Annotated in this window: 18 protein-coding genes and 1 tRNA gene; 7 read left to right on the top strand and 12 right to left on the bottom strand. The window is 34.8% G+C overall.

Annotated elements, in window-relative coordinates; all coding sequences use genetic code 11:
• Window positions 1-15 precede the first annotated feature (15 nt).
• Both DRF59_RS07425 and DRF59_RS07420 read left to right on the top strand, forming a co-directional pair.
• The gene (locus tag DRF59_RS07425) at window positions 16-573 is read left to right on the top strand and encodes a YiiX/YebB-like N1pC/P60 family cysteine hydrolase (RefSeq protein ID WP_376779156.1); all 558 of its coding nucleotides are present in this window, start codon (window positions 16-18) and stop codon (window positions 571-573) included.
• A gap of 137 nt (window positions 574-710) precedes the next feature.
• Window positions 711-1,022 (top strand): NIL domain-containing protein, encoded by a 312-nt coding sequence (locus tag DRF59_RS07420; RefSeq protein ID WP_115958324.1) that lies wholly within the window; start codon window positions 711-713, stop codon window positions 1,020-1,022.
• A 178-nt stretch (window positions 1,023-1,200) separates the two neighbouring features.
• On the opposite strand, the gene murA is transcribed toward DRF59_RS07420, so the two are convergent.
• Window positions 1,201-2,508 (bottom strand): UDP-N-acetylglucosamine 1-carboxyvinyltransferase, encoded by a 1,308-nt coding sequence (murA, locus tag DRF59_RS07415; protein WP_115958322.1) that lies wholly within the window; start codon window positions 2,506-2,508, stop codon window positions 1,201-1,203.
• Window positions 2,508-3,149: a DUF4290 domain-containing protein gene (locus DRF59_RS07410; RefSeq protein ID WP_115958320.1), complete on the bottom strand. Its 642-nt coding sequence runs from the start codon at window positions 3,147-3,149 to the stop codon at window positions 2,508-2,510. Before DRF59_RS07410 ends, murA begins: the two co-directional genes overlap by 1 nt.
• Window positions 3,150-3,337: 188 nt before the next feature.
• On the opposite strand from DRF59_RS07410, the gene DRF59_RS07405 reads away from it, so the two are divergent.
• The gene (locus tag DRF59_RS07405) at window positions 3,338-4,777 is read left to right on the top strand and encodes an alpha-amylase (protein WP_115958318.1); all 1,440 of its coding nucleotides are present in this window, start codon (window positions 3,338-3,340) and stop codon (window positions 4,775-4,777) included.
• 108 nt (window positions 4,778-4,885) lie between these two features.
• Here DRF59_RS07405 and DRF59_RS07400 read toward each other — a convergent pair whose 3' ends face one another.
• Together DRF59_RS07400 and DRF59_RS07395 are read right to left on the bottom strand one after the other, a co-directional pair.
• Window positions 4,886-5,296 carry a thiol-disulfide oxidoreductase DCC family protein gene (locus tag DRF59_RS07400; protein ID WP_115958316.1) on the bottom strand — a complete coding sequence of 137 codons (411 nt, stop codon included), beginning with the start codon at window positions 5,294-5,296 and terminating at the stop codon, window positions 4,886-4,888.
• A 3-nt stretch (window positions 5,297-5,299) separates the two neighbouring features.
• On the bottom strand, window positions 5,300-5,767 hold the full coding sequence (locus DRF59_RS07395) for a heme-binding domain-containing protein (RefSeq protein ID WP_115958314.1): 468 nt from the start codon (window positions 5,765-5,767) through the stop codon (window positions 5,300-5,302).
• A 309-nt stretch (window positions 5,768-6,076) separates the two neighbouring features.
• Between DRF59_RS07395 and katG the strand changes: the two genes are divergently transcribed.
• Window positions 6,077-8,356, top strand: coding sequence for a catalase/peroxidase HPI (katG, locus tag DRF59_RS07390; protein WP_115958312.1), 2,280 nt, complete (start codon window positions 6,077-6,079; stop codon window positions 8,354-8,356).
• A 72-nt stretch (window positions 8,357-8,428) separates the two neighbouring features.
• Here katG and DRF59_RS07385 read toward each other — a convergent pair whose 3' ends face one another.
• From DRF59_RS07385 to DRF59_RS07365, 5 genes are all read right to left on the bottom strand, one after another.
• Complete coding sequence (locus tag DRF59_RS07385; protein ID WP_115958310.1) at window positions 8,429-9,256, bottom strand: GLPGLI family protein; 828 nt, start codon at window positions 9,254-9,256, stop codon at window positions 8,429-8,431.
• On the bottom strand, window positions 9,253-10,347 hold the full coding sequence (locus tag DRF59_RS07380) for a hypothetical protein (RefSeq protein ID WP_115958308.1): 1,095 nt from the start codon (window positions 10,345-10,347) through the stop codon (window positions 9,253-9,255). The genes DRF59_RS07385 and DRF59_RS07380 overlap by 4 nt, the downstream gene beginning before the upstream one ends.
• 144 nt (window positions 10,348-10,491) lie before the next feature.
• Window positions 10,492-10,743, bottom strand: coding sequence for a class I lanthipeptide (locus tag DRF59_RS07375; protein WP_115958306.1), 252 nt, complete (start codon window positions 10,741-10,743; stop codon window positions 10,492-10,494).
• Between the two features lie 6 nt (window positions 10,744-10,749).
• Window positions 10,750-13,818: a lantibiotic dehydratase gene (locus DRF59_RS07370; protein WP_241505508.1), complete on the bottom strand. Its 3,069-nt coding sequence runs from the start codon at window positions 13,816-13,818 to the stop codon at window positions 10,750-10,752.
• A gap of 8 nt (window positions 13,819-13,826) precedes the next feature.
• On the bottom strand, window positions 13,827-15,017 hold the full coding sequence (locus tag DRF59_RS07365) for a lanthionine synthetase LanC family protein (RefSeq protein ID WP_115958303.1): 1,191 nt from the start codon (window positions 15,015-15,017) through the stop codon (window positions 13,827-13,829).
• Between the two features lie 97 nt (window positions 15,018-15,114).
• Between DRF59_RS07365 and DRF59_RS20725 the strand changes: the two genes are divergently transcribed.
• Window positions 15,115-15,354: a class I lanthipeptide gene (locus DRF59_RS20725; protein WP_115958301.1), complete on the top strand. Its 240-nt coding sequence runs from the start codon at window positions 15,115-15,117 to the stop codon at window positions 15,352-15,354.
• Between the two features lie 203 nt (window positions 15,355-15,557).
• Here the strand turns inward: DRF59_RS20725 and DRF59_RS07355 are convergent.
• A tRNA-Gln gene (locus tag DRF59_RS07355) sits at window positions 15,558-15,631 on the bottom strand.
• Between the two features lie 259 nt (window positions 15,632-15,890).
• On the opposite strand from DRF59_RS07355, the gene der reads away from it, so the two are divergent.
• On the top strand, window positions 15,891-17,201 hold the full coding sequence (der, locus tag DRF59_RS07350) for a ribosome biogenesis GTPase Der (RefSeq protein WP_115958298.1): 1,311 nt from the start codon (window positions 15,891-15,893) through the stop codon (window positions 17,199-17,201).
• A 155-nt stretch (window positions 17,202-17,356) separates the two neighbouring features.
• Window positions 17,357-18,007 carry a uracil phosphoribosyltransferase gene (gene upp, locus DRF59_RS07345; RefSeq protein ID WP_115958296.1) on the top strand — a complete coding sequence of 217 codons (651 nt, stop codon included), beginning with the start codon at window positions 17,357-17,359 and terminating at the stop codon, window positions 18,005-18,007.
• A 1-nt stretch (window position 18,008) separates the two neighbouring features.
• On the opposite strand, the gene DRF59_RS07340 is transcribed toward upp, so the two are convergent.
• Together DRF59_RS07340 and DRF59_RS07335 are read right to left on the bottom strand one after the other, a co-directional pair.
• Window positions 18,009-18,695, bottom strand: coding sequence for an alpha/beta fold hydrolase (locus DRF59_RS07340; RefSeq protein WP_115958294.1), 687 nt, complete (start codon window positions 18,693-18,695; stop codon window positions 18,009-18,011).
• A 74-nt stretch (window positions 18,696-18,769) separates the two neighbouring features.
• A complete protein-coding gene (locus DRF59_RS07335; RefSeq protein ID WP_115958292.1) occupies window positions 18,770-19,423 on the bottom strand; it encodes a ComF family protein in 654 nt (217 codons plus the stop codon).
• Window positions 19,424-19,458: the final 35 nt, after the last annotated feature.

Below are 19,458 nucleotides of genomic sequence, written 5' to 3'. Positions count from 1 at the left end.
TACCGTAATCATGCAATACTTCAAAATGGCGATATGCTTTTCGTTACTGCAAAAGAAACCGGACTTTCCGGAGCTATTAATAATGTTACGCAAAAACAGAAGGAAGCTTCTTTTGATCATATTGGAATAGTAGAACAAAAAGGCAGGAGATTTTTTGTACTCCATGCTGCCCCAAAAGGAGGCTCTCAAAAACAAGTATTGAGAACTTTTGTCAAAGAACAGGAGATGGAGGGACAGAAAGTTATTGTTTACAGGCTAAAACCTGAATACCGGAAAGCTATTCCTCCAGCTGTTAAAAAAGCCAATCAGATGCTTGGTAAGCCTTATAATTTCAACTATATCCTGAATGAAAATTCCTATTACTGTTCAGACTTTATTGAAAGAGCTTTTAGAGAAAACCATATTTTTACATTGGAACCGATGACTTTTATTGATCCTGAAACCGGGAAAATAAATGTATTTTGGGAAGAATTTTACAAAAAAAAGAATCTGAAAGTTCCGGAAGGAGAACCGGGTTGTAATCCAAATGGTCTTGCAGGCTCGGATAAATTAGAAAGAATAAGAGAACTGTAAGAGAAACAGGAGAGACAAGAAAAAAATAAAAAATATTAGTCTACTAATTTGGTGGACTAATATTTTTTTATATTTTTGTCACAGATTTAATGCAAAGAGCAATATGATCTGAAGTGTTTAACCCAAAATTTTTAGTGATGATTACACCTAATCCCGGCCTGCAGGTCTTACAGAATAAGCTGAACCTGCCCAAAAAAGAACTGATCCTGGAAATAGAATTAAATGGGAAAATGAAATTTGAACATTTAATGAATACCATTTATAATCAGATGGGGATCTGTCATAGGGTGTTGTCTGCCAATATAGAATATGTAAACGGATATAGTTTTGGGACAGTACAATTATATCTAAATGTTAATTCAGAAGATTATCAGCAACTTGAGTTCTATCTGAATAAAAATAAACTTTTGAGTACTACGGTGGAGTATATCTGCCGAAAGTATTTTTAAGCGAGATTCATATAGTTTTAATTACAAAAGTACCTGTTTTACGGGTACTTTTATTTTTACTATCAAAAACAGATTTACCTTTCTTTTAGATTTCCGGCATTATCTGGTTGATAAGCAATATAACATGATTTGTCGGAAAAGGCTCAGATTGATCTGAGCCTTCTATATAAAATAAGTATTAGATTCTTTCAATATCTGCACCTATTGCCCGTAACCTGCCGTCAATATTCTCATATCCTCTGTCGATTTGTTCTATATTATGGATAATGGATTTTCCTTCTGCAGAAAGTGCGGCGATTAAAAGTGCGTTCCCGGCTCTGATATCCGGAGAAACCATGGTTGTACCTCTCAATGGTGCTTCCTGGTTTAACCCGATTACTGTCGCTCTGTGCGGATCACATAAAATAATCTGAGCTCCCATGTCAATTAATTTATCTACAAAGAATAATCTGGATTCAAACATTTTCTGGTGAACCAGAATACTGCCTTTAGCCTGAGTGGCTACTACCAAAATAATAGATAAAAGGTCCGGAGTGAATCCCGGCCATGGAGCATCTGAAATTGTAAGGATGGAACCATCAATAAATTTCTGAATTTTATAGTGTTCCTGAGCAGGGATATAAATATCATCGTTACTCTGTTCAAGTTGAATTCCCAGTTTTCTGAATGTATTTGGAATAACGCCAAGCTGGTTCCAGTTTACATTTTTAATGGTGATTTCCGATTTGGTCATCGCTGCAAGACCAATCCATGATCCGATTTCTACCATATCCGGAAGCATAGTATGCTCGGTTCCTCTCAGGTAATCTACTCCTTCAATAGTAAGGAGGTTTGAGCCGATTCCTGAAATATTAGCACCCATTCTGTTCAGCATTTTACATAATTGCTGTAGGTAGGGCTCGCAGGCTGCATTATATATCCTGGTTTTTCCTTTAGCTAGTACGGCAGCCATTACGATATTTGCCGTTCCGGTTACAGAAGCCTCTTCCAGCAAAATAAATTTACCTCTGAGCTCTGTTGCTTTTAATGAATAAAAATATTCTTCTTCATCATAATTGAATTCTGCTCCAAGCTCAACCAGGCCCTGAAAGTGAGTATCCAGTCTTCTTCTCCCGATTTTATCTCCTCCCGGGGTAGGCATATAGGCTTCTCCATAACGTGCCAGCATTGGTCCCATTAGCATAATTGAACCACGCAGTTTTGCACCATCTTTTTTGAATTCACTTGATTTGATATAATCAAAGTTAACCTGGTCCGCCTTGAAAGTATAATCCCCCTGTCCGTTTTTAATTACTTTTACTCCAAAATCGCCCAGAATTTCAATCAGTCTGTTTACATCATGAATATCAGGAATGTTTTTGATTCTTACTTCTTCATCGGTTAATAAAACTGCACATAAGATCTGTAGAGCTTCGTTTTTAGCTCCCTGTGGAGTTATTTCCCCCTGCAGTCTTTTTCCTCCTCTTATCTGAAATGTTCCACTCATTATTTTCTGTTTTTATGATTATGTTTTCTCTTGTTATTGTTCTGATTTTTGTTACCACCGCTGTTTTTATTATTACGGTTGCTGTTGTTGGTGTAATAAATCTTACTCTTTTCAAGAGAATCAATTCCTGTAAGATCTAACCTGTTTTCGGAGAGCTCCTTCAGATGACGGAAAATAACATCGTCTGTTACATGTTCTTTATTATATACATTGTAAGACTTCTTCATATTGTTTGCAATAACTTCAATAAGGGCTTCTTTTTCATCACCCGTTTCCAGTTCAATTGCTTTTTCGATCAATTGAAGAATACTTTTTCCGTAGAACTTAAAATCACCCTGAAGTTTAGGATATTCCATCTTCTTAGGTCTTTCTGCCAATTGTTCCCTTGTCGGAAACGGATAAGGGGACTCTACATCCAGATCATAGTCTGCAAGAATAAAAAGATGATCCCAAAGTTTATGTTTATAATTTTCTTCATCGCGAAGTTGTGGGTTTCTCTGACCCATAAAATCGATGATTGCCATAGCCATTTCACTTCTTTCTTCTTTGGTAGGAAGTTCTTTACAGCGCTCAACCAACTGTTGTATAATTCTGCCGTATTCCGGCATATGAAGCTGAGTTTTTTGGGTATTGTATTCCATAGTATGCAAATATATGGATTAAAAGAAAAATTGTTTCGAGAAACTTAAAAATTTATGATTTTTTAATGAAAAAATTTACTGGAATATTGATCGTGTTATTGTTAATAATTAATTTTTATTACTTGTATTTAATTTTGTTTTCAATAAAAATGTAACTTGGTTATTAGAATCATAATTAATTATTTGCGATGAAAAAAACTTTCTTTCTCTTTTCTGCATTGGCTTTAACACTTGCCGGCTCTTGTCAGAATAATGATGAATTTGTCAATAAATCTCCACAACAGATGGAAGTGCATGACAAAACTGTAAATGTAACCAATCATGATGGTCGCCCTTTCAGTACCGGAAAAGGATCAGAATCAATTCAGGGAAAATTTATAGCCGGGCCGGGGGGAGGTGTTCTCATGCAGGGATTTTACTGGGACGTTCCCGAGGGAGGCAACTGGTGGAATACAGTTAAGGATAAATTGACAGCCTGGTCAGATGCCGGAATTGGAGCGGTATGGCTTCCTCCTGCATCAAAAGCCCAGAATGGTGCGTTTTCAATGGGATATGACCCTACAGATTATTATGATTTTGGAAATTTTAATCAGAATGGAAGTACAGAAACAAGATTCGGCTCCAGAACAGAGCTTGAAGCTCTGATTACTAAAGCCCATAGTGAAAATATGCAGGTGTATGCGGATATTGTGATCAATCACAACAGTGGAGGACAATCTGAAGCCAATCCTTATACCGGAACAAATACCTGGACAGATTTTTCAGGAATTGCTTCCGGGAAATTTCAGAGAAACTATAATGATTTTTACAAAAATGCATATGGAAATAATGATGAAGGTGCCTTCGGCGGATTTCCGGACCTGTGTCACGCTAATCCTCATGTACAGGAATGGTTATGGGAGAGAGATGATTCTGTTGGGAAATATTACAAAAACGTTATGAAATTTGATGGGTGGAGGTTTGATTATGTTAAAGGATTCGGACCCTGGGTAGTTAATACCTGGAATTCTAAAGTAGGAGGATTTTCTGTGGGAGAGTTATGGGATTCTAATGTGAATACTTTGGAATGGTGGGCCAATAATGCAAATAGTTCCGTATTTGATTTTGCAGCCTATTATAAAATGGATGAGGCTTTTGATAACGGGAATTTAAATGTTTTAAATGATGATATGATGTGGAAGCGGAATCCATATAAGGCGGTTACCTTTGTAGCAAATCATGATACTGATATTATTTATAATAAAATGCCTGCCTATGCTTATATTTTAACCCATGAAGGCTATCCTACCATTTTTTACAGAGATTATGAAGAATGGCTGAACAAAGAGAGACTGAACAATCTGATTTGGATTCATAATAATAAAGCTACAGGAACAACATCTATCCTCTATACCGACAATGATGAATATATTGCAAGACGTAACGGCTATAATGGAAATCCTGGGCTGGTTGTATATATCAACACTTCATCAAACTGGCAGGAGAGATGGATTGAGACAAATTGGAGCAGTCAGCAGATCAAGGACTTTACCGGCCATTCCGGCTGGTATCCTACGACTCAGGGAGATAAATGGGTGAAAATCCAATGTCCGCCTAACAGTTACTCTGTATGGTCTTTAAACCAGTAAAAGAATAATTTACTACCTGATAATAAGAACCGTCAGTTAGGACTGACGGTTTTTATTATTATACAATTAATTTATGATGATATCCATTATCCATAGAACAGACTGAAATTATACCTGAATAAACTTCTTCTTCTGATGCTGATCCGGTAAATAGCATTTTTGGTTAGCCAGTTTCATTCTGTTTCTTGAAATTAAATCATAGCCTTTATCCAATAAAAAGCCGGGTATTATTTTCCCAAGAACAGAAAGCTTATAAATACCGCCTAACAGGTTAGCTATTTTAAGTACTGCTTTTGATTTTATCAGATAATATTGTCCGGGTTTCCATAAGTACATAGTATTGAAAATATTTGTTTCCAACCCTCTCTCTGATAAAAACTGCTGTCCGAAGTCAGATTGCAGGGAGGCAAACATAAATTTATCCTTTTTATCTCTTTCCAGAATCCATTGTACCCAGAAATTGCAGACTCCACAATCTCCGTCAAAAAATACAATATATTTATTCTTCCAGTTTTCCATGATTTACTTATTAAACATGATGGCCCTTTCTGTATCTTCCTTGAGCCTTCTGAAGTACTGGATAAGTACTGTACGTTGATCATCAGTGAGTTTGGCATCCTGATGACCGAGATAATAAGACTCAAGGGGCATTTCCTTTTTTTCTAACAGGTCCATACACTCTTCCAGTTTATGCAACTGCCTTTTAGGTTCGTATACTGCAAAGGTAGAAAAATTAAGATGCTTTCTCCCTTCATTAATGTGATTTTTCAGAAACCAGGAAGCCGGTGAGATATTTGAATACCAGGGATATTTCGTTTCGTTGGAATGACAATCATAACACGAGGTGCGGATTACCTTGGCAATATGATCGGGAGTTTTTTTAATTTTCAAAAAATCCATGCCCGGAGTAGGAGCCGGATTTGTTTTATCAATGGGAAAAAATTGAATAATAATGAATGCAACAAGAAGGATAACCAATACTTTTTTCATAACAGATATTCATGTTTCTTATTTACGATAAAGATACTTAATTTATTTATTAAAAGATAAAAATGCAGAATAAATGATGCTCCTTTGAGCTATTCTAAATAGAGCCGGGAATGTTATTTTTTAGTTTTTTTCATATAAAATTTTACTAACTTAAAACCACAAACAGGTAAGCATCAACCTGTTGGGATATTTTATAGTTTTTGACTATCGTTGATATAATAATTAATAGATTATGTTTATTAAACAAACTTTGTAAGTTTGTCATGTAATAAAAGTGAAACTGTATTAATCAATATAAAATAAACGACAATGGAAAAAGATTTGAATGACATCAGTAAATGTCCTTTTCATAATGGGACAATGAAGAAAAATAATGTAGCAGGCGGAGGTACTAAAAATCTGGATTGGTGGCCAGAACAGCTTAGGGTGGATATGTTACGTCAGCACTCATCACTGTCCAATCCTATGGATAAAGACTTTAATTATGCTGAAGCTTTTAAAAGCCTTGACCTTGAGGCAGTAAAAAAAGATCTTCATGCGTTAATGACGGATTCCCAGGATTGGTGGCCTGCTGATTTTGGGCACTATGGCCCTCTCTTTATCCGTATGGCCTGGCATAGCGCAGGAACCTATCGTGTAGGCGATGGGAGAGGCGGTGCAGGAGCAGGGCAGCAACGTTTTGCACCATTGAACAGCTGGCCGGATAATGTGAGTCTTGATAAAGCAAGGAGATTATTATGGCCGATTAAGCAAAAATATGGTAGAAACATATCCTGGGCAGATCTTTTAATTCTTACCGGGAATATAGCCCTTGAATCTATGGGCTTTAAAACGTTTGGTTTTGCAGGAGGGCGTGAGGATGTCTGGGAGCCGGATATGGATGTGTATTGGGGATCAGAGAAAACCTGGCTGGGAGGAGATATACGTTATGCACATGGCTCTGAAGGGGCTGTAGAAAACCGTGGTGTACTTCCTACAGATGATGATGCTGACGGAGATATTCACACCAGGAATCTGGAAAAGCCTTTAGCAGCTGTACAGATGGGGCTGATCTATGTAAACCCTGAAGGTCCGGATGGAAACCCCGATCCAATTGCGGCGGCAAAGGATATCCGGGACACTTTCGGACGTATGGCAATGAATGATGAAGAAACGGTTGCGCTGATTGCTGGAGGTCATACATTCGGTAAAACACATGGTGCAGGACCAGCAGATCATGTAGGAAAAGAACCGGAAGGAGCAGGAATTGAATTACAGGGATTGGGATGGGCCAGTACTTATAAATCAGGAAGTGGTAAAGATGCTATATCCAGCGGATTGGAAGTAACCTGGACAGAAACTCCTACTCAATGGAGTAATTATTTCTTTAAAAACCTGTTTGAGAATGAATGGGAACTGACAAAAAGTCCTGCGGGGGCTCATCAATGGATAGCCAAAGATGGAGCTGATATTATCCCTGATGCATTTGATTCTACTAAAAAACATAAACCTACCATGCTTACGACAGATCTTTCATTGAGAATGGATCCGGTTTATGAAAAAATTTCAAGACATTTCTATGAAAACCCTGATGCCTTTGCTGATGCCTTTGCAAGAGCATGGTTTAAGCTTACACACAGGGATATGGGACCTCGTGCCCGTTACCTTGGGCCTGATGTACCACAGGAAGAACTGATCTGGCAAGATCCGATACCTGAAGTAAATCATGAGCTTGTGGATACTACTGATGTAGAAAATCTCAAAACCAAAATTCTAAATTCAGGATTAAGTATTTCAGAACTGGTATCTGTTGCATGGGCTTCAGCATCTACATTCAGAGGAAGTGACAAACGGGGTGGTGCCAATGGAGCAAGAATACGATTGGAACCTCAGAAAAACTGGGAAGTTAACAATCCGTCTCAATTACATAAAGTACTGGGAATACTGGAGGGAATTCAGAATGATTTCAATACTTCTCAAAGCGGAGGTAAAAAAATATCATTGGCAGATATTATTGTTTTAGCAGGTACGGCAGCAGTGGAAGCAGCGGCAAGGAATGCCGGACATGATGTGAAAATCCCTTTTGCTCCGGGAAGAATGGATGCATCACAAGAACAAACAGATATAGAGTCTATGGGATATCTTGAGCCTGTTGCTGATGGCTTCCGTAATTACCTGAAAAGGAAGTTTTCTGTATCTACAGAATCTTTACTGATCGATAAGGCTCAGCTGCTGACCCTTACAGCTCCGGAATTAACAGTATTGATAGGAGGGATGCGTGCTTTAGATACGAACTTTGATGGCTCAAAGCATGGTGTATTCACACACCGTCCGGGAGTTCTTACCAATGATTTCTTTGTAAACCTTCTGGATATGGGAACACAATGGAAAGCAATGTCAGACGATAATGAACTGTACATCGGAACAGACCGTTCAACAGGCCAGCCAAAATGGACGGCTACCCGTGCTGATCTTGTCTTCGGATCAAATTCAGAATTGAGAGCTGTAGCTGAGGTATATGGAAGTGCTGATGCGCAAGGTAAATTTGTGAAAGACTTTGTGACTGCATGGACTAAAGTGATGAATCTGGACAGATTTGACCTGGCTTAGTTTAAGAAAACATATCAAATAAAAAGAGAGCATACTGCTCTCTTTTTATTTGATATATCCAGGTTTAAGCTTCTATGGATATTGAATAGCTTTGTCTAACTCAATCGGGTTGTTATATTTCTTAATATTGTTTCGAAGGTTTTGATTTATTTCCTTTAAATTACCTGCATTGACTATTGTTCCATCATTTAAATAAAATTGATCATTCTTTCCTGTAGGAGCTCCGTTCCTGATAAAACTAATAGGAGATGCATAATATTTAAGTTTAGTCTCCTTGTACTTCTCCCAGGTTACCGGAATACTCATTTGTTTTGACATTGTAATAAACTGGTTATTTACAATCTGATTTATTTGTATGATCTTTACTAATTCAAATTTATAATTATTCTTAGCATCATATATTTCCACGATCAGACCGGGTAATCCATGAAATTTGTAAGGGCCCTCCTGTAGAGGTATTTCTGGTGTGAACCATGCAATCCAGTTTCTTCCTCCCCAGTAGGTGGTAGCTTTTTGTAAAGTGATGTTTTTTATCTGTTTTTTTTCCTCTGTTAGTTTCCAGTTCTGGGAAGAACTTGTTTGCAGTTTTAAAACTGTATTTTCAAAAAGATCATATTCATCAAAGCTATTGTTGCCGATCTGATGTGAAATAATATTGGACGTGTTTAACTTTATATCCTTTGGAAAAGGAATATTATTGCTGATTAGAGAATCGGCCACGAAAAAATCTCTTGTATAATATAAAACATCATTCTTTATAATATCCAGTATATAGTTTTCTTTGGTAAGAATATGGGAAGTTGAATCCTTTTTATATTGTACATCATAAATAAATCTCTGATTTTGAGATTTTGCTGTAAAAGCAAAGAAGAGGAAAGCCCACAAAATATTATTTTTCATTTAGTGATATTTAAAAAATTTGCCTCCTCCTCAGATAAAATGACAGCATCCGGCTTTTGTTCATTATTGGGAAAGTTTTCCCAAAAATCTTTTACAAGATCGATCTTTGGATTTAGTCCTATATTGTCGGAAGGAGTGAAAGTGTTATAAGTGATTTGTCTGTTAAATTTTTTTGTGTGTTTTTGACCATCCAGAATAACTATAAAATCATCGCCGGAAAAATTATACTGTGAAGGAATATATTTGCCATCTTTTACATAAAATTCAAATATTATGGAAGCTATTCTCATTTTATAATCAAATTGCCTTCCGTCAACAGAGGTTTTTTTTAGTATTGGAAACTCACTTTGGTCATAACTTACTTCAAATCTAGAAATCGCTTTATTTAATGTGTTGTATGTAAAATTACCGGAAATATTTGTCCCGTTTGCTGCCTTAATTCTAAAATTGATAAACTGGCTGCTTCCTTCCTGGGAGGTTAGGGTCCCTAAGCTTTTATTATTTCCTGATTTTAAGATACCCATCAGACGGGAAAGCTCATAATTGAAAAAGTAATTTCCTACTATTTCATGAGAAAACTCACTTGTTTTACCTGTGAAAATACTATCCGTTCTATTTTTGCTGATATGCTTTATTGAATTAAGCTGTATTTGTAAAATCTCATCGAAGTTCTTATTCAGACCCTGTCTGAAATTATATTGATTGGTTTTACTCCATAGTTTTGCATCAGCAATTACAAGAAAAGCTAATGTGTTGTCATAGAAGTTCTTTTGTTTATAAATGATATCATATAGAGAAGGCTTATCATAGTATATATTACTGTAGTTTTTTAGAACATTGTTAAAAATATCCTTAATGTCAATATTGGTTATTTTTACTTCATCAATCATTTTATAGCCCCGCTTTAACCTAACTTCAGATTTAAATTTTTCAATATTTTCCGTTTGGTAATTGGGAGCAGATATTTCATATTTTTCCAGGGTTTCAGGAACTATAGCGAAACCATCATCATTGGTGTAAAAAAGTTGGCTCTTTGATAAAATTCTGACATTCTTAATCGGATTAAGGCTTTCAGAATCAATGATTTTCATTTTTACATTTTGTGAAAAAATTTTTCCGCATAGTAATAGAAATAAAAAAGTATAATATCTTAACATGGTCAGTTATATGAATATTTATTTGAAGATAGTCTTAGACAAAAATTCCTTGATGAAGAACATCAAGGAATTAACATTTTATCCTGTTACTCCGCATTGTACTGTTAGTTGTGTGTCTGTGTTTGGAAAGCATCCAGAACCACAGCTTTGTGTTGCGGGTTGTCCGCCTCCTGTACACCAACAACATGTGAAATCATGATTGGAACTTCCGGCGCTTCCAGCCAGATCGTTGTCAATCTGTTGAACACCTCCTTGAATTGATTTCATGTCTGAATTTGTTAAAGAAGAGATCTTTTCTTTCTTTAATGATAGTTTTTTAGTTTTTTTCATGATAAATTATATTTGTTTTGACAAAATATGTTTCTTAGTTTTAATAGCCTTAAATATAAAGGAATAAATCAGATATTCATATAATCTGTTTTCATTTTGTACAACTCGGATAATATGCATGTGAATAATGTTGTTCAGATGAATAAATATTTGATCTTCATTTTCCTGTTTTAGTTTCCCGACTAATTTTATTATGCTGTCAAATTGTTTATTTTTTAGACTAAGATTATGATTATTTTGTATAATAATCTCATGGATGTCTTTTAGATGATGATCATATTTTAAATTAATGGACTTGGTTGTGAATTTATTTGCATTAAACTCTTTGTCGAATGCCCCTTTCATATGTTCGACAAATCTATAGATGGTTTCATCATCTTTTAAAGTCTGCTTTAATAATAGGTAAATATATTCCAGACAATAGATCCAGACAGGCCTGTCATTTAATTTTCCTGTCCTGATCATTTCTATTGATAACATACTGTCATGAAAGAAAATTGTTTCAAAATCAACTATTTTTTCTCCATAGTATCTCAAAACTTCTCTTTCATAAGTATCAATGGAGAATTTTATAACATGCCTGTTATCAATATATTTCTGGATGAATGGTGTTATTATGTTCAAAAGATTAATATACTGAAGCTTATCTGAAATTAAAAATCTAAGCCTTAATTGAAAAGATTCTTCAACATATTTGATATAAAAAAACTTTTTAATGATATTGTTATTAATCAGTTTCTTTAATACCGGTTGTAGATTTAATAAAAAGTTGTCAACCGTTTTATTACCAATATCAATTTTAAAATATACCCATTCCGAATAAGGGGTCATGTTACTTTTAATATGATTTGTTTTAGTATTTACAGTTGAAGATATGATGGCTGATTTCGTATTGTTCTTTTTCAGGAATAAAAATTCATTATTATAGCTGTATTTACTTTCCGGTGATCTGATGATAGACTTCAGTTCATTGGGCAGCCATTCATATATTATTACTGATTTTTTCTTTTTGATTTCATTGAAAAAGATCTCCAAAGCAATTATACTGTCCAGATTGATGACCAATTCATTGTCACCATCGGCAATTATAAAATTGGCATGGACTTTTATCCCTTTCAGATAATTACTGATCTCTTTGGCAAGGTCATCTGAAAATATACTCTCTTTCGAAATTTTTAAATTTTCCATGGAGATCATCCAGCTTTCCCTGTGTAATATGGTATTGTTAACAGAAATTCTTGGGATGTGATTTAAAAAAGTATGATAATGTTTGATATCAAAGAAGTTGGCATTGGTTGCTTCAAATTGATTGACAATATCTACAAGAAGTTCAAATAAAGGTAAATTTTTAGGGTGTGAAGTATTAAAAGCATTTGAAAAGAATGGTAATATTTTTTCTCCTTTCGGAGTTAATAATATGACTTTATTGTATTCTATCTGAATTAACAGATCATCAATAGAAATATCATGGTTTACACCTCCTAAGAATGACATTTTAAAATCTCTGAATTCATCACGGTGAATTACATTTCCCAGGGAAGATTCGGGAATATAATCAAGTTCAGCACAAATGTAGTCTGAGTAATAGTCTGATTCATGCTTTGAAATTTCCTGAGCCAGAGCTTTTATATTTTTATCACCATTGGTGAACCTCCCTACTAGTTTTGTGGCATTTCCTCCAATATTATTGAGATAAATATATCTTTTATTCTGCTCATTCTCATAAATGTTGCACATAAATGAAAACGTGGCACCTTCATAATCCCGGTTTTGAGATTTTTCTTTAAAGTGTTGCAGTTCTTTTTCCTGAATTATAATTTCTTTAGAATCCTGATTATTTTTTATTTTATTAATAAAAAAAAGATCTATTTCTGTTAAATCTATAGAAGGAATTGTTGTACTGCCATTTTTAAGTCCTGATAAAATATTGCTGTCCCCAACTCCTCCTGAGTTTAAGAAATTACCATAACCAATACCTGATTCAATATCCAGTACATCAGTTAATTTTCGTATCGTATCTCCATAACGTTTTCTATAAACTTCTATAAATTTTGAAATTCTTGTGTTTGCCGGATTAACTTTTTTTCCAATAAAATTAAGATGGTCCAGCGCGTTTTTTATTAACTTGGAATTTTCAAAGTCATATTCTTCAGGTTCAAAATAAACCTCTTTATGAAAATATAAGTGATCGTTTTTAGGAGGTGTATTAGATAGTAGTAACGTTTCTAACTCTTTTGTTTTTGTAAAGGAAGTCTTAAAATCAGAATTATCAATGTCATAGATTAAGTTGGTTATATTATTTAGAAATCTGAATTCCTCAGAATCTTTATTCTTTTCATATTCTTTCAGTAAAGACTTTTCAGGAGTATCACCTATTGTTGATGTTGAAAAACTATCAATTAAAATTTGAGATTCAATAAGGGAGATGATGTAGTCTTTAGAGTCTGTTTCTTCATAACCTTCAGTAACCAAGATGTCTAAAATTTCTTTAAGATATGCTCCCTTCCTACAAAATTTAATGATTTTGTTAAGAATTTTATCAGATTCAATTTGTGATAAAATATATTTCCGTTTTCCCGAATCATTGTCAGCAATATACTCAGTATATCGATATACATTCCCTAATTTATATAAACTAGAGTTCGTGTAATATTTTAAATTAAAATTAATGTTTCTATGTATAGATTTATGTAAAACATTGAAATAATTAGAATCTAATCGTGTGTGTGTTTTTAAAATCTGGTTTCTTGTGATATAAGAGTTTTTATTATTCTGCTCATGCCTGATGATACTTACTCCGGAAAATAGTCCGAAGGGGATACATCTCGTACACATCCGGACATAATATTTGTAACAGCTGAGTAAAAGTTTATTATGAAGTTTTTCATTAAAATCATTTATAGCTATGAAAGTTGTATGCAGGCCCGGAGAAGATGTATATAGTGCATATAAAAAGAAATCATCTTTTTTTAAGTAGTTAAAAAGAGACTTTTTATCCAATGCTAAAAGAGTACTGTAGTCTTCTAAAGAATAAACGGGGGTTCTTAAAATACTTTTTGAAAATAAATTATTCATCATCATGATTAGATTAAAAATAGATCATACCATGACTTCCTTTCCATATTAGATGCATCCAATAGGAGAAGTCCTACACCGGCAATCCCTGTTAGGAGGCCATAACTTTTTTCATATTCATTATTAATTACAGCTCTTTTATATCCTGCAACATTATCAAAATCTTGTTTCTGGGACAGGAGATTATTTATAAAATAGGTGTAGTTTTTGTAAAAAGACTGGTCCTTCGTAATGTTAAACCATAATTTATTATATAAAGCTACACATGCCACTCCATGACACATCATATGATCATAAAAATCTTCATTTAAAAGTGCTTTCCCAATAGAGTCTCTTCTGACCCAATGATTGGCTATATTTAATGAGAATTGATTGAGCTCTTGATTATTCTGAAAGTTGGCTACATTATTTAGAGTCGTTGAAATGGTTTGGTCTCCATAGCACCATCCGAGGTGAACCGAATGTCTGGCAGCTCTGTCATGGAATTGTTTAATAGGAGAGATACTCGGATATAATGAAGGAAGTGTGAAATTAAGTTCAGGAGCAGTAAACATTTCACAACATAGATTAAGACAATGTTTAGACACTTCACAATATTTGTCAATATTTTCCAAATATAATTTTGCGATATTGATTACTGAACATAATCCATGAGCTAATCCATAATTTATATTTATTTCATCTGTTTTTTTTGCCTTGTTGATATAATTAATAACAGAAGTAATATTTTTTACATAAAGTGCTTTGAAACGGGAGCCTCTTTCTTTAAAAAAAACAAAGTAGTATAATAACCCAAAAGATCCATGTAGGAAATCTGTGTTAATATCATCATGGTCTGAAATTTTTTCCAGGGCCTGCATCAGAATAGAATCTATATCTTGAAGCAGATCCTCCAGGTCATAGTCATATTGATTGAGGGTTAATTGATATTTTTTTAATATAAATGCAATTCCACAAAGACCGTCACAATAAGTGAATGAATATTGTTCTCCATTTAATTTTTCTACTAATAATTCAATCAGATAGATAAAAAAGTCCTTATCTTTTTTACTGGCGTAATTAGAGTTTATTTTTTCAAAAAAGAAGTATGAGATTCCCCCCATTCCTTCAAATAAAGAGATTGGCATTTTCTCATAGTTAATATCATACAAAGAATGGGTTATTTCTTTGATTTTATCATTTAATAAGACGTTATTCATGAATAGTTTTTGATTAGGTAATAAAAAATAATTTTTTTTATTGTTGTTTCACAAAAATATATATTTTTGTGAAACAACGAATATTTAATTTATTCTCATGAAAAAAACTAAGAAACTATCATTAAAGAAGGAAAAGATCTCTTCTTTAACAAACTCAGACATGCAATCAATTCAAGGAGGTGTTCAACAGATTGACAACGATCTGGCTGGAAGTGCAGGAAGCTCTAATAATGATTTTACTTGTTGTTGGTGTACTGGTGGAGCAAATACAACAGATTGCTCTCCTTATACAAAAATAACAACCGGAGGTCAACTTACTTGTGTAAGCTGCCCTTAATATTGTCTGAATCTGTAAAAATTCAGAAGGAGGCTATTTTTTAATAACCTCCTTTTATTTTATTCTCACATGAATACGGTACATTTCTGGTTCAACCGATCCAGTTATTGTACAGTAATACTTTTAACTGTATAGATTATTCTAAGTTAACGCTATAAAAACAGAAAACAGTCTCCTGGTCATCAGAAGACTGTTAATGTTGATGGTAGACCCACAGGGATTCGAACCCCAGATGACTGAACCAAAATCAGTAGTGTTACCGCTACACCATGGGTCTGTTACAATGCCGCGAAATTATAGAAATTATTTTAAATATAAAAATCAAAATTAAAGAATATTTGATACAATTGTTGTGGAAAAGAGCTTACTGGTTGATATCCAAATATTTATTTTTTTTGTTTGAAAATCACAAAAAGAGGAACCTTTTAATACTAAATAATAAAGTCTTATCTTTGCAAAAAAATTGGGCTCCAAAAGTTGGAGTAACCCATTAATAACATATCCTTGTATTATAAAGGATTATTAAACATTTTTTTATGTCAAATATTGTTGCAATCGTTGGGCGTCCCAATGTAGGAAAATCCACGCTTTTTAACCGTTTATTAGAAAGAAGAGAGGCTATTGTAGATTCTACAGCCGGGGTAACCAGAGACCGTCATTATGGGAAGTCTGACTGGAATGGAGTAGATTTTACAGTTATTGATACCGGAGGATATGATGTAGGTACTGATGATATCTTTGAAGAAGAAATTCGTAAACAGGTACAGCTGGCCGTGGATGAAGCCACTTCTATTATCTTTATGATGAATGTTGAAGAAGGCCTTACTGATACGGATCATGAGATTTACAGGCTCTTGAGAAGATCCAAAAAGCCTATCTATATCGTGGTAAATAAAGTAGATTCTGCAAAAGAAGAACTTCCTGCAACAGAGTTTTACCAATTGGGAATTGAAAAATACTATACACTTTCCTCCGCAACAGGTTCAGGAACCGGAGATTTGTTGGATGATATTGTTAAAGATTTTCCAACCACGGAATATAAAGATCCGTTTGAAGGATTGCCTAAGATTACTATTGCCGGCCGTCCAAATGTAGGAAAGTCTACATTAACCAATGCCTTACTGGATGTAGAAAGAAATATTGTGACAGATATTGCAGGAACTACAAGGGATAGTATTCAGACACTATATAACAAGTTCGGACATGAATTTGTATTGGTAGATACTGCCGGGATGAGAAAAAAATCCAAGGTGAACGAAGACCTGGAGTTTTATTCCGTTATGAGATCCATCCGTTCCATCGAATACTCTGATGTAGTCATTATTATGGTAGATGCTACCCAGGGATGGGAGTCTCAGGATATGAATATTTTCGGATTAGCGCAGAAAAACAGGAAAGGAATTGTGATCCTGGTTAACAAATGGGATTTGATTGAGGATAAGCAAACCAATACCATGCGAGACTTTGAAAAATCTATTAAAGATAAAATAGGACAATTCCAGGATATCCCGATTTTATTTGTTTCTGCATTAACGAAACAGAGAATTCTGAAGGCAGTGGAAGTGGCGATGGAAGTTTATGAAGACCGTAAAAAGAAGATCAAGACTTCAAAACTAAATGAAGTAATGCTTCCGATTTTTGAGCAGACGCCACCTCCTGCAAACAAAGGGAAGTATATTAAGATCAAATATTGTGTTCAGCTACCTACACCATCTCCGCAGTTTGTATTCTTCTGTAACCTGCCACAGTATGTGAAGGAACCGTATAAAAGATTTACTGAAAACCAGTTGAGAAAAGAATTCGGGTTTACCGGAGTTCCTATTGAAGTATATTTCAGACAAAAATAAAATGACTTTTAATAAAATCTGGTGAGGAAATATCCTTGCCAGATTTTTTATAGATCTATGCATTCACTTCGATACCCGTCTGCAGATCCGTTTTTTAATTGTAATTTTGCAGGGATTAGTGTCGATTAACTGTAATTTAAAAACTTAAGATATTCATGCTTACTATTTTATCACAAAATTTTTCTCTTGTTAATGAATGGATTAATGAACTTCGGAATGTTGAAGTTCAGCATGACCGGATGAGGTTCCGTAGAAATATGGAAAGGATTGGAGAAATTGCGGCTTTTGAAATCAGTAAAGGACTTGAATACAGGGATGTTGTAATCCAGACCCCGTTGGATACGATTCAAAGCAGAGAAATTGCAGTACAACCGGTTATTACAACTATCCTGAGGGCCGGGGTTCCTTTATTTGAAGGGATTTTAAGTTATCTGGACAGGGCCGATTGCGGTTTTGTAGCTGCTTACAGAAAGCATGATGCTAATGATTATTTCTCTATCAAACAGGATTATCTGACTTGTCCGAGTATTGAAGGAAGACCATTGATTGTTGCAGATCCTATGCTGGCAACAGGTGCTTCTCTTATTGAAGCGATCAAAGACCTGCTGACCAACGGAAATCCAACCCAGCTTCATATTGTAGCAGCAATTGCATCCAGACAAGGTGTTGAAACTGTTCAGAATGCCTATCCTGATGCTAGGATTTGGGTAGGGGCAATTGACGAACAATTAACACCAAAAGGATATATCACACCTGGATTGGGAGATGCTGGTGATTTAAGTTATGGAGAAAAGCTTCAACGATAATTTAAGAAAGATTCCAGAAATCTTTTATTAAATCCAGTAACAGCTGTGGTCGTACCTTATCCATCGGATGTTTTGTATCCGGGAGTACGGCCAGCTTTGCATCAGGAAGATTTCTGTAAACGTGTAAACTTTCTTCAACAGTAACCATATTATCCTTATCCCCGACCATAATCTGTATCGGGATATTGATGGTTGCAAGATTATTTTCCAAAGGTGGATTTTTTCCTAATCCAATCATTAAATCAGCGATGGAAGACAGAAGTTCTTTCCATTTAGAACCATGTTGAGCTTCTAAGAGTTGTGCATATTGCGGAACTTTATCAAGAATGATATCAGGATTTAGCAGTTTACTTTCCTTTAAAGCCTGTTCTTCAGTCCAGTCAAACTTTGTTCCCAGGGTTATAATGGAATTTACATTTTCAGGATTTGTCATGGCATAGCAGAGGGCGATATATCCTCCCATGCTATGTCCTAAGATACGTACATCGGTCAGATTATTTTTTTTACAGTAATCAGTTAACTCCTGTGTATATCTTTGAATGCTGATACCATTTTCAGGCAGCTCACTGTTTCCATGTCCAGAAAACAAAGGAGTATGAAGAGAGAAATAGGGTGATAGTTTCTCTAAATAGGGGTTAAACAAGTCGCTGTGGCCTAAAGCTCCGTGCAGTAAAATCAAATGTGGCATGATTGTTTAGTTTCCGGAAAATTAGGAAAAAGATTTGAAAGAACAGGCAGGTATGAAGTAAGTCCGGAAAATTATTACAGGTCAACTGCAATTACCAGAATGCTTACCTTATTGCTATCTGCATTTAAGATCTCCCATGCTATGGATGAGACGGTATTTCCTGTTGTAAAAACGTCATCAATTATAAGAATATGCTTCCCGGAAACAGGCTGGCTAAGTGAGAAAATATTTGATGATTCAATGCGGTGTTTCTTATCCTTTAAAGCTTGTGCCCGTGTGTTATGGTTTCTTTTAATCAGATTATGATCAAAAGGTATTTTATAAAATTGTGATAAGGTTTCTGTGAAGAGATGAAGTTGATTATAGCCTCTTTTTCGTAATTTCTTCGGATGTAACGGAACACTTGCAAGCAGGTCAGGCTTCAGGTCTTTGAAATCTAAACGTTCAGTAACCCATTCCGCAAGAATTTTTCCGGTCTTTTCCCTGCTTTTATATTTGAGTTCGTGAATAACTTTTCTGCTAAGGCTTTCTTCTTCAAACTGCATTAAGGCATAAGCATTTTCAGTGGGGAAAAGCAGATTACATTTTTCTTTAACCGGATTGTTATTAAAATAATCATAGTGTGTGAAGTTGATATGGCTATAGCATAGGCCGCAAACCAGAATGTCTGCTTCAATAATTCTGTTGCAGCCAACGCATCGGTTGGGAAAAAGGAGATCAAGAATCATTTGTGTGTTTTTGCTAAGGTAAGAAATAGTTTTCT

It is taken from the genome of Chryseobacterium flavum, assembly GCF_003385595.1.
GTDB classification, from domain to species: domain Bacteria; phylum Bacteroidota; class Bacteroidia; order Flavobacteriales; family Weeksellaceae; genus Chryseobacterium; species Chryseobacterium flavum.
The sequence above is the reverse complement of the archived record's forward strand: the minus strand, read 5'-3'. Positions and strand labels throughout refer to the sequence as shown.

Excerpts from the sequence above, each read along its gene's own strand:
- DRF59_RS07335 (WP_115958292.1), bottom strand. The coding sequence starts at position 19,423 with ATGATTCTTGATCTCCTTTTTCCCAACCGATGCGTTGGCTGCAACAGA.
- DRF59_RS07370 (WP_241505508.1), bottom strand. The coding sequence starts at position 13,818 with ATGAATAATTTATTTTCAAAAAGTATTTTAAGAACCCCCGTTTATTCT.
- DRF59_RS07410 (WP_115958320.1), bottom strand. The coding sequence starts at position 3,149 with ATGGAATACAATACCCAAAAAACTCAGCTTCATATGCCGGAATACGGC.
- murA (WP_115958322.1), bottom strand. The coding sequence starts at position 2,508 with ATGAGTGGAACATTTCAGATAAGAGGAGGAAAAAGACTGCAGGGGGAA.
- DRF59_RS07380 (WP_115958308.1), bottom strand. The coding sequence starts at position 10,347 with ATGAAAATCATTGATTCTGAAAGCCTTAATCCGATTAAGAATGTCAGA.
- DRF59_RS20725 (WP_115958301.1), top strand. The coding sequence starts at position 15,115 with ATGAAAAAAACTAAGAAACTATCATTAAAGAAGGAAAAGATCTCTTCT.
- DRF59_RS07400 (WP_115958316.1), bottom strand. The coding sequence starts at position 5,296 with ATGGAAAACTGGAAGAATAAATATATTGTATTTTTTGACGGAGATTGT.
- DRF59_RS07420 (WP_115958324.1), top strand. The coding sequence starts at position 711 with ATGATTACACCTAATCCCGGCCTGCAGGTCTTACAGAATAAGCTGAAC.
- upp (WP_115958296.1), top strand. The coding sequence starts at position 17,357 with ATGCTTACTATTTTATCACAAAATTTTTCTCTTGTTAATGAATGGATT.
- DRF59_RS07385 (WP_115958310.1), bottom strand. The coding sequence starts at position 9,256 with ATGAAAAATAATATTTTGTGGGCTTTCCTCTTCTTTGCTTTTACAGCA.
- DRF59_RS07395 (WP_115958314.1), bottom strand. The coding sequence starts at position 5,767 with ATGAAAAAAGTATTGGTTATCCTTCTTGTTGCATTCATTATTATTCAA.
- katG (WP_115958312.1), top strand. The coding sequence starts at position 6,077 with ATGGAAAAAGATTTGAATGACATCAGTAAATGTCCTTTTCATAATGGG.
- DRF59_RS07375 (WP_115958306.1), bottom strand. The coding sequence starts at position 10,743 with ATGAAAAAAACTAAAAAACTATCATTAAAGAAAGAAAAGATCTCTTCT.
- DRF59_RS07365 (WP_115958303.1), bottom strand. The coding sequence starts at position 15,017 with ATGAATAACGTCTTATTAAATGATAAAATCAAAGAAATAACCCATTCT.
- der (WP_115958298.1), top strand. The coding sequence starts at position 15,891 with ATGTCAAATATTGTTGCAATCGTTGGGCGTCCCAATGTAGGAAAATCC.
- DRF59_RS07340 (WP_115958294.1), bottom strand. The coding sequence starts at position 18,695 with ATGCCACATTTGATTTTACTGCACGGAGCTTTAGGCCACAGCGACTTG.
- DRF59_RS07405 (WP_115958318.1), top strand. The coding sequence starts at position 3,338 with ATGAAAAAAACTTTCTTTCTCTTTTCTGCATTGGCTTTAACACTTGCC.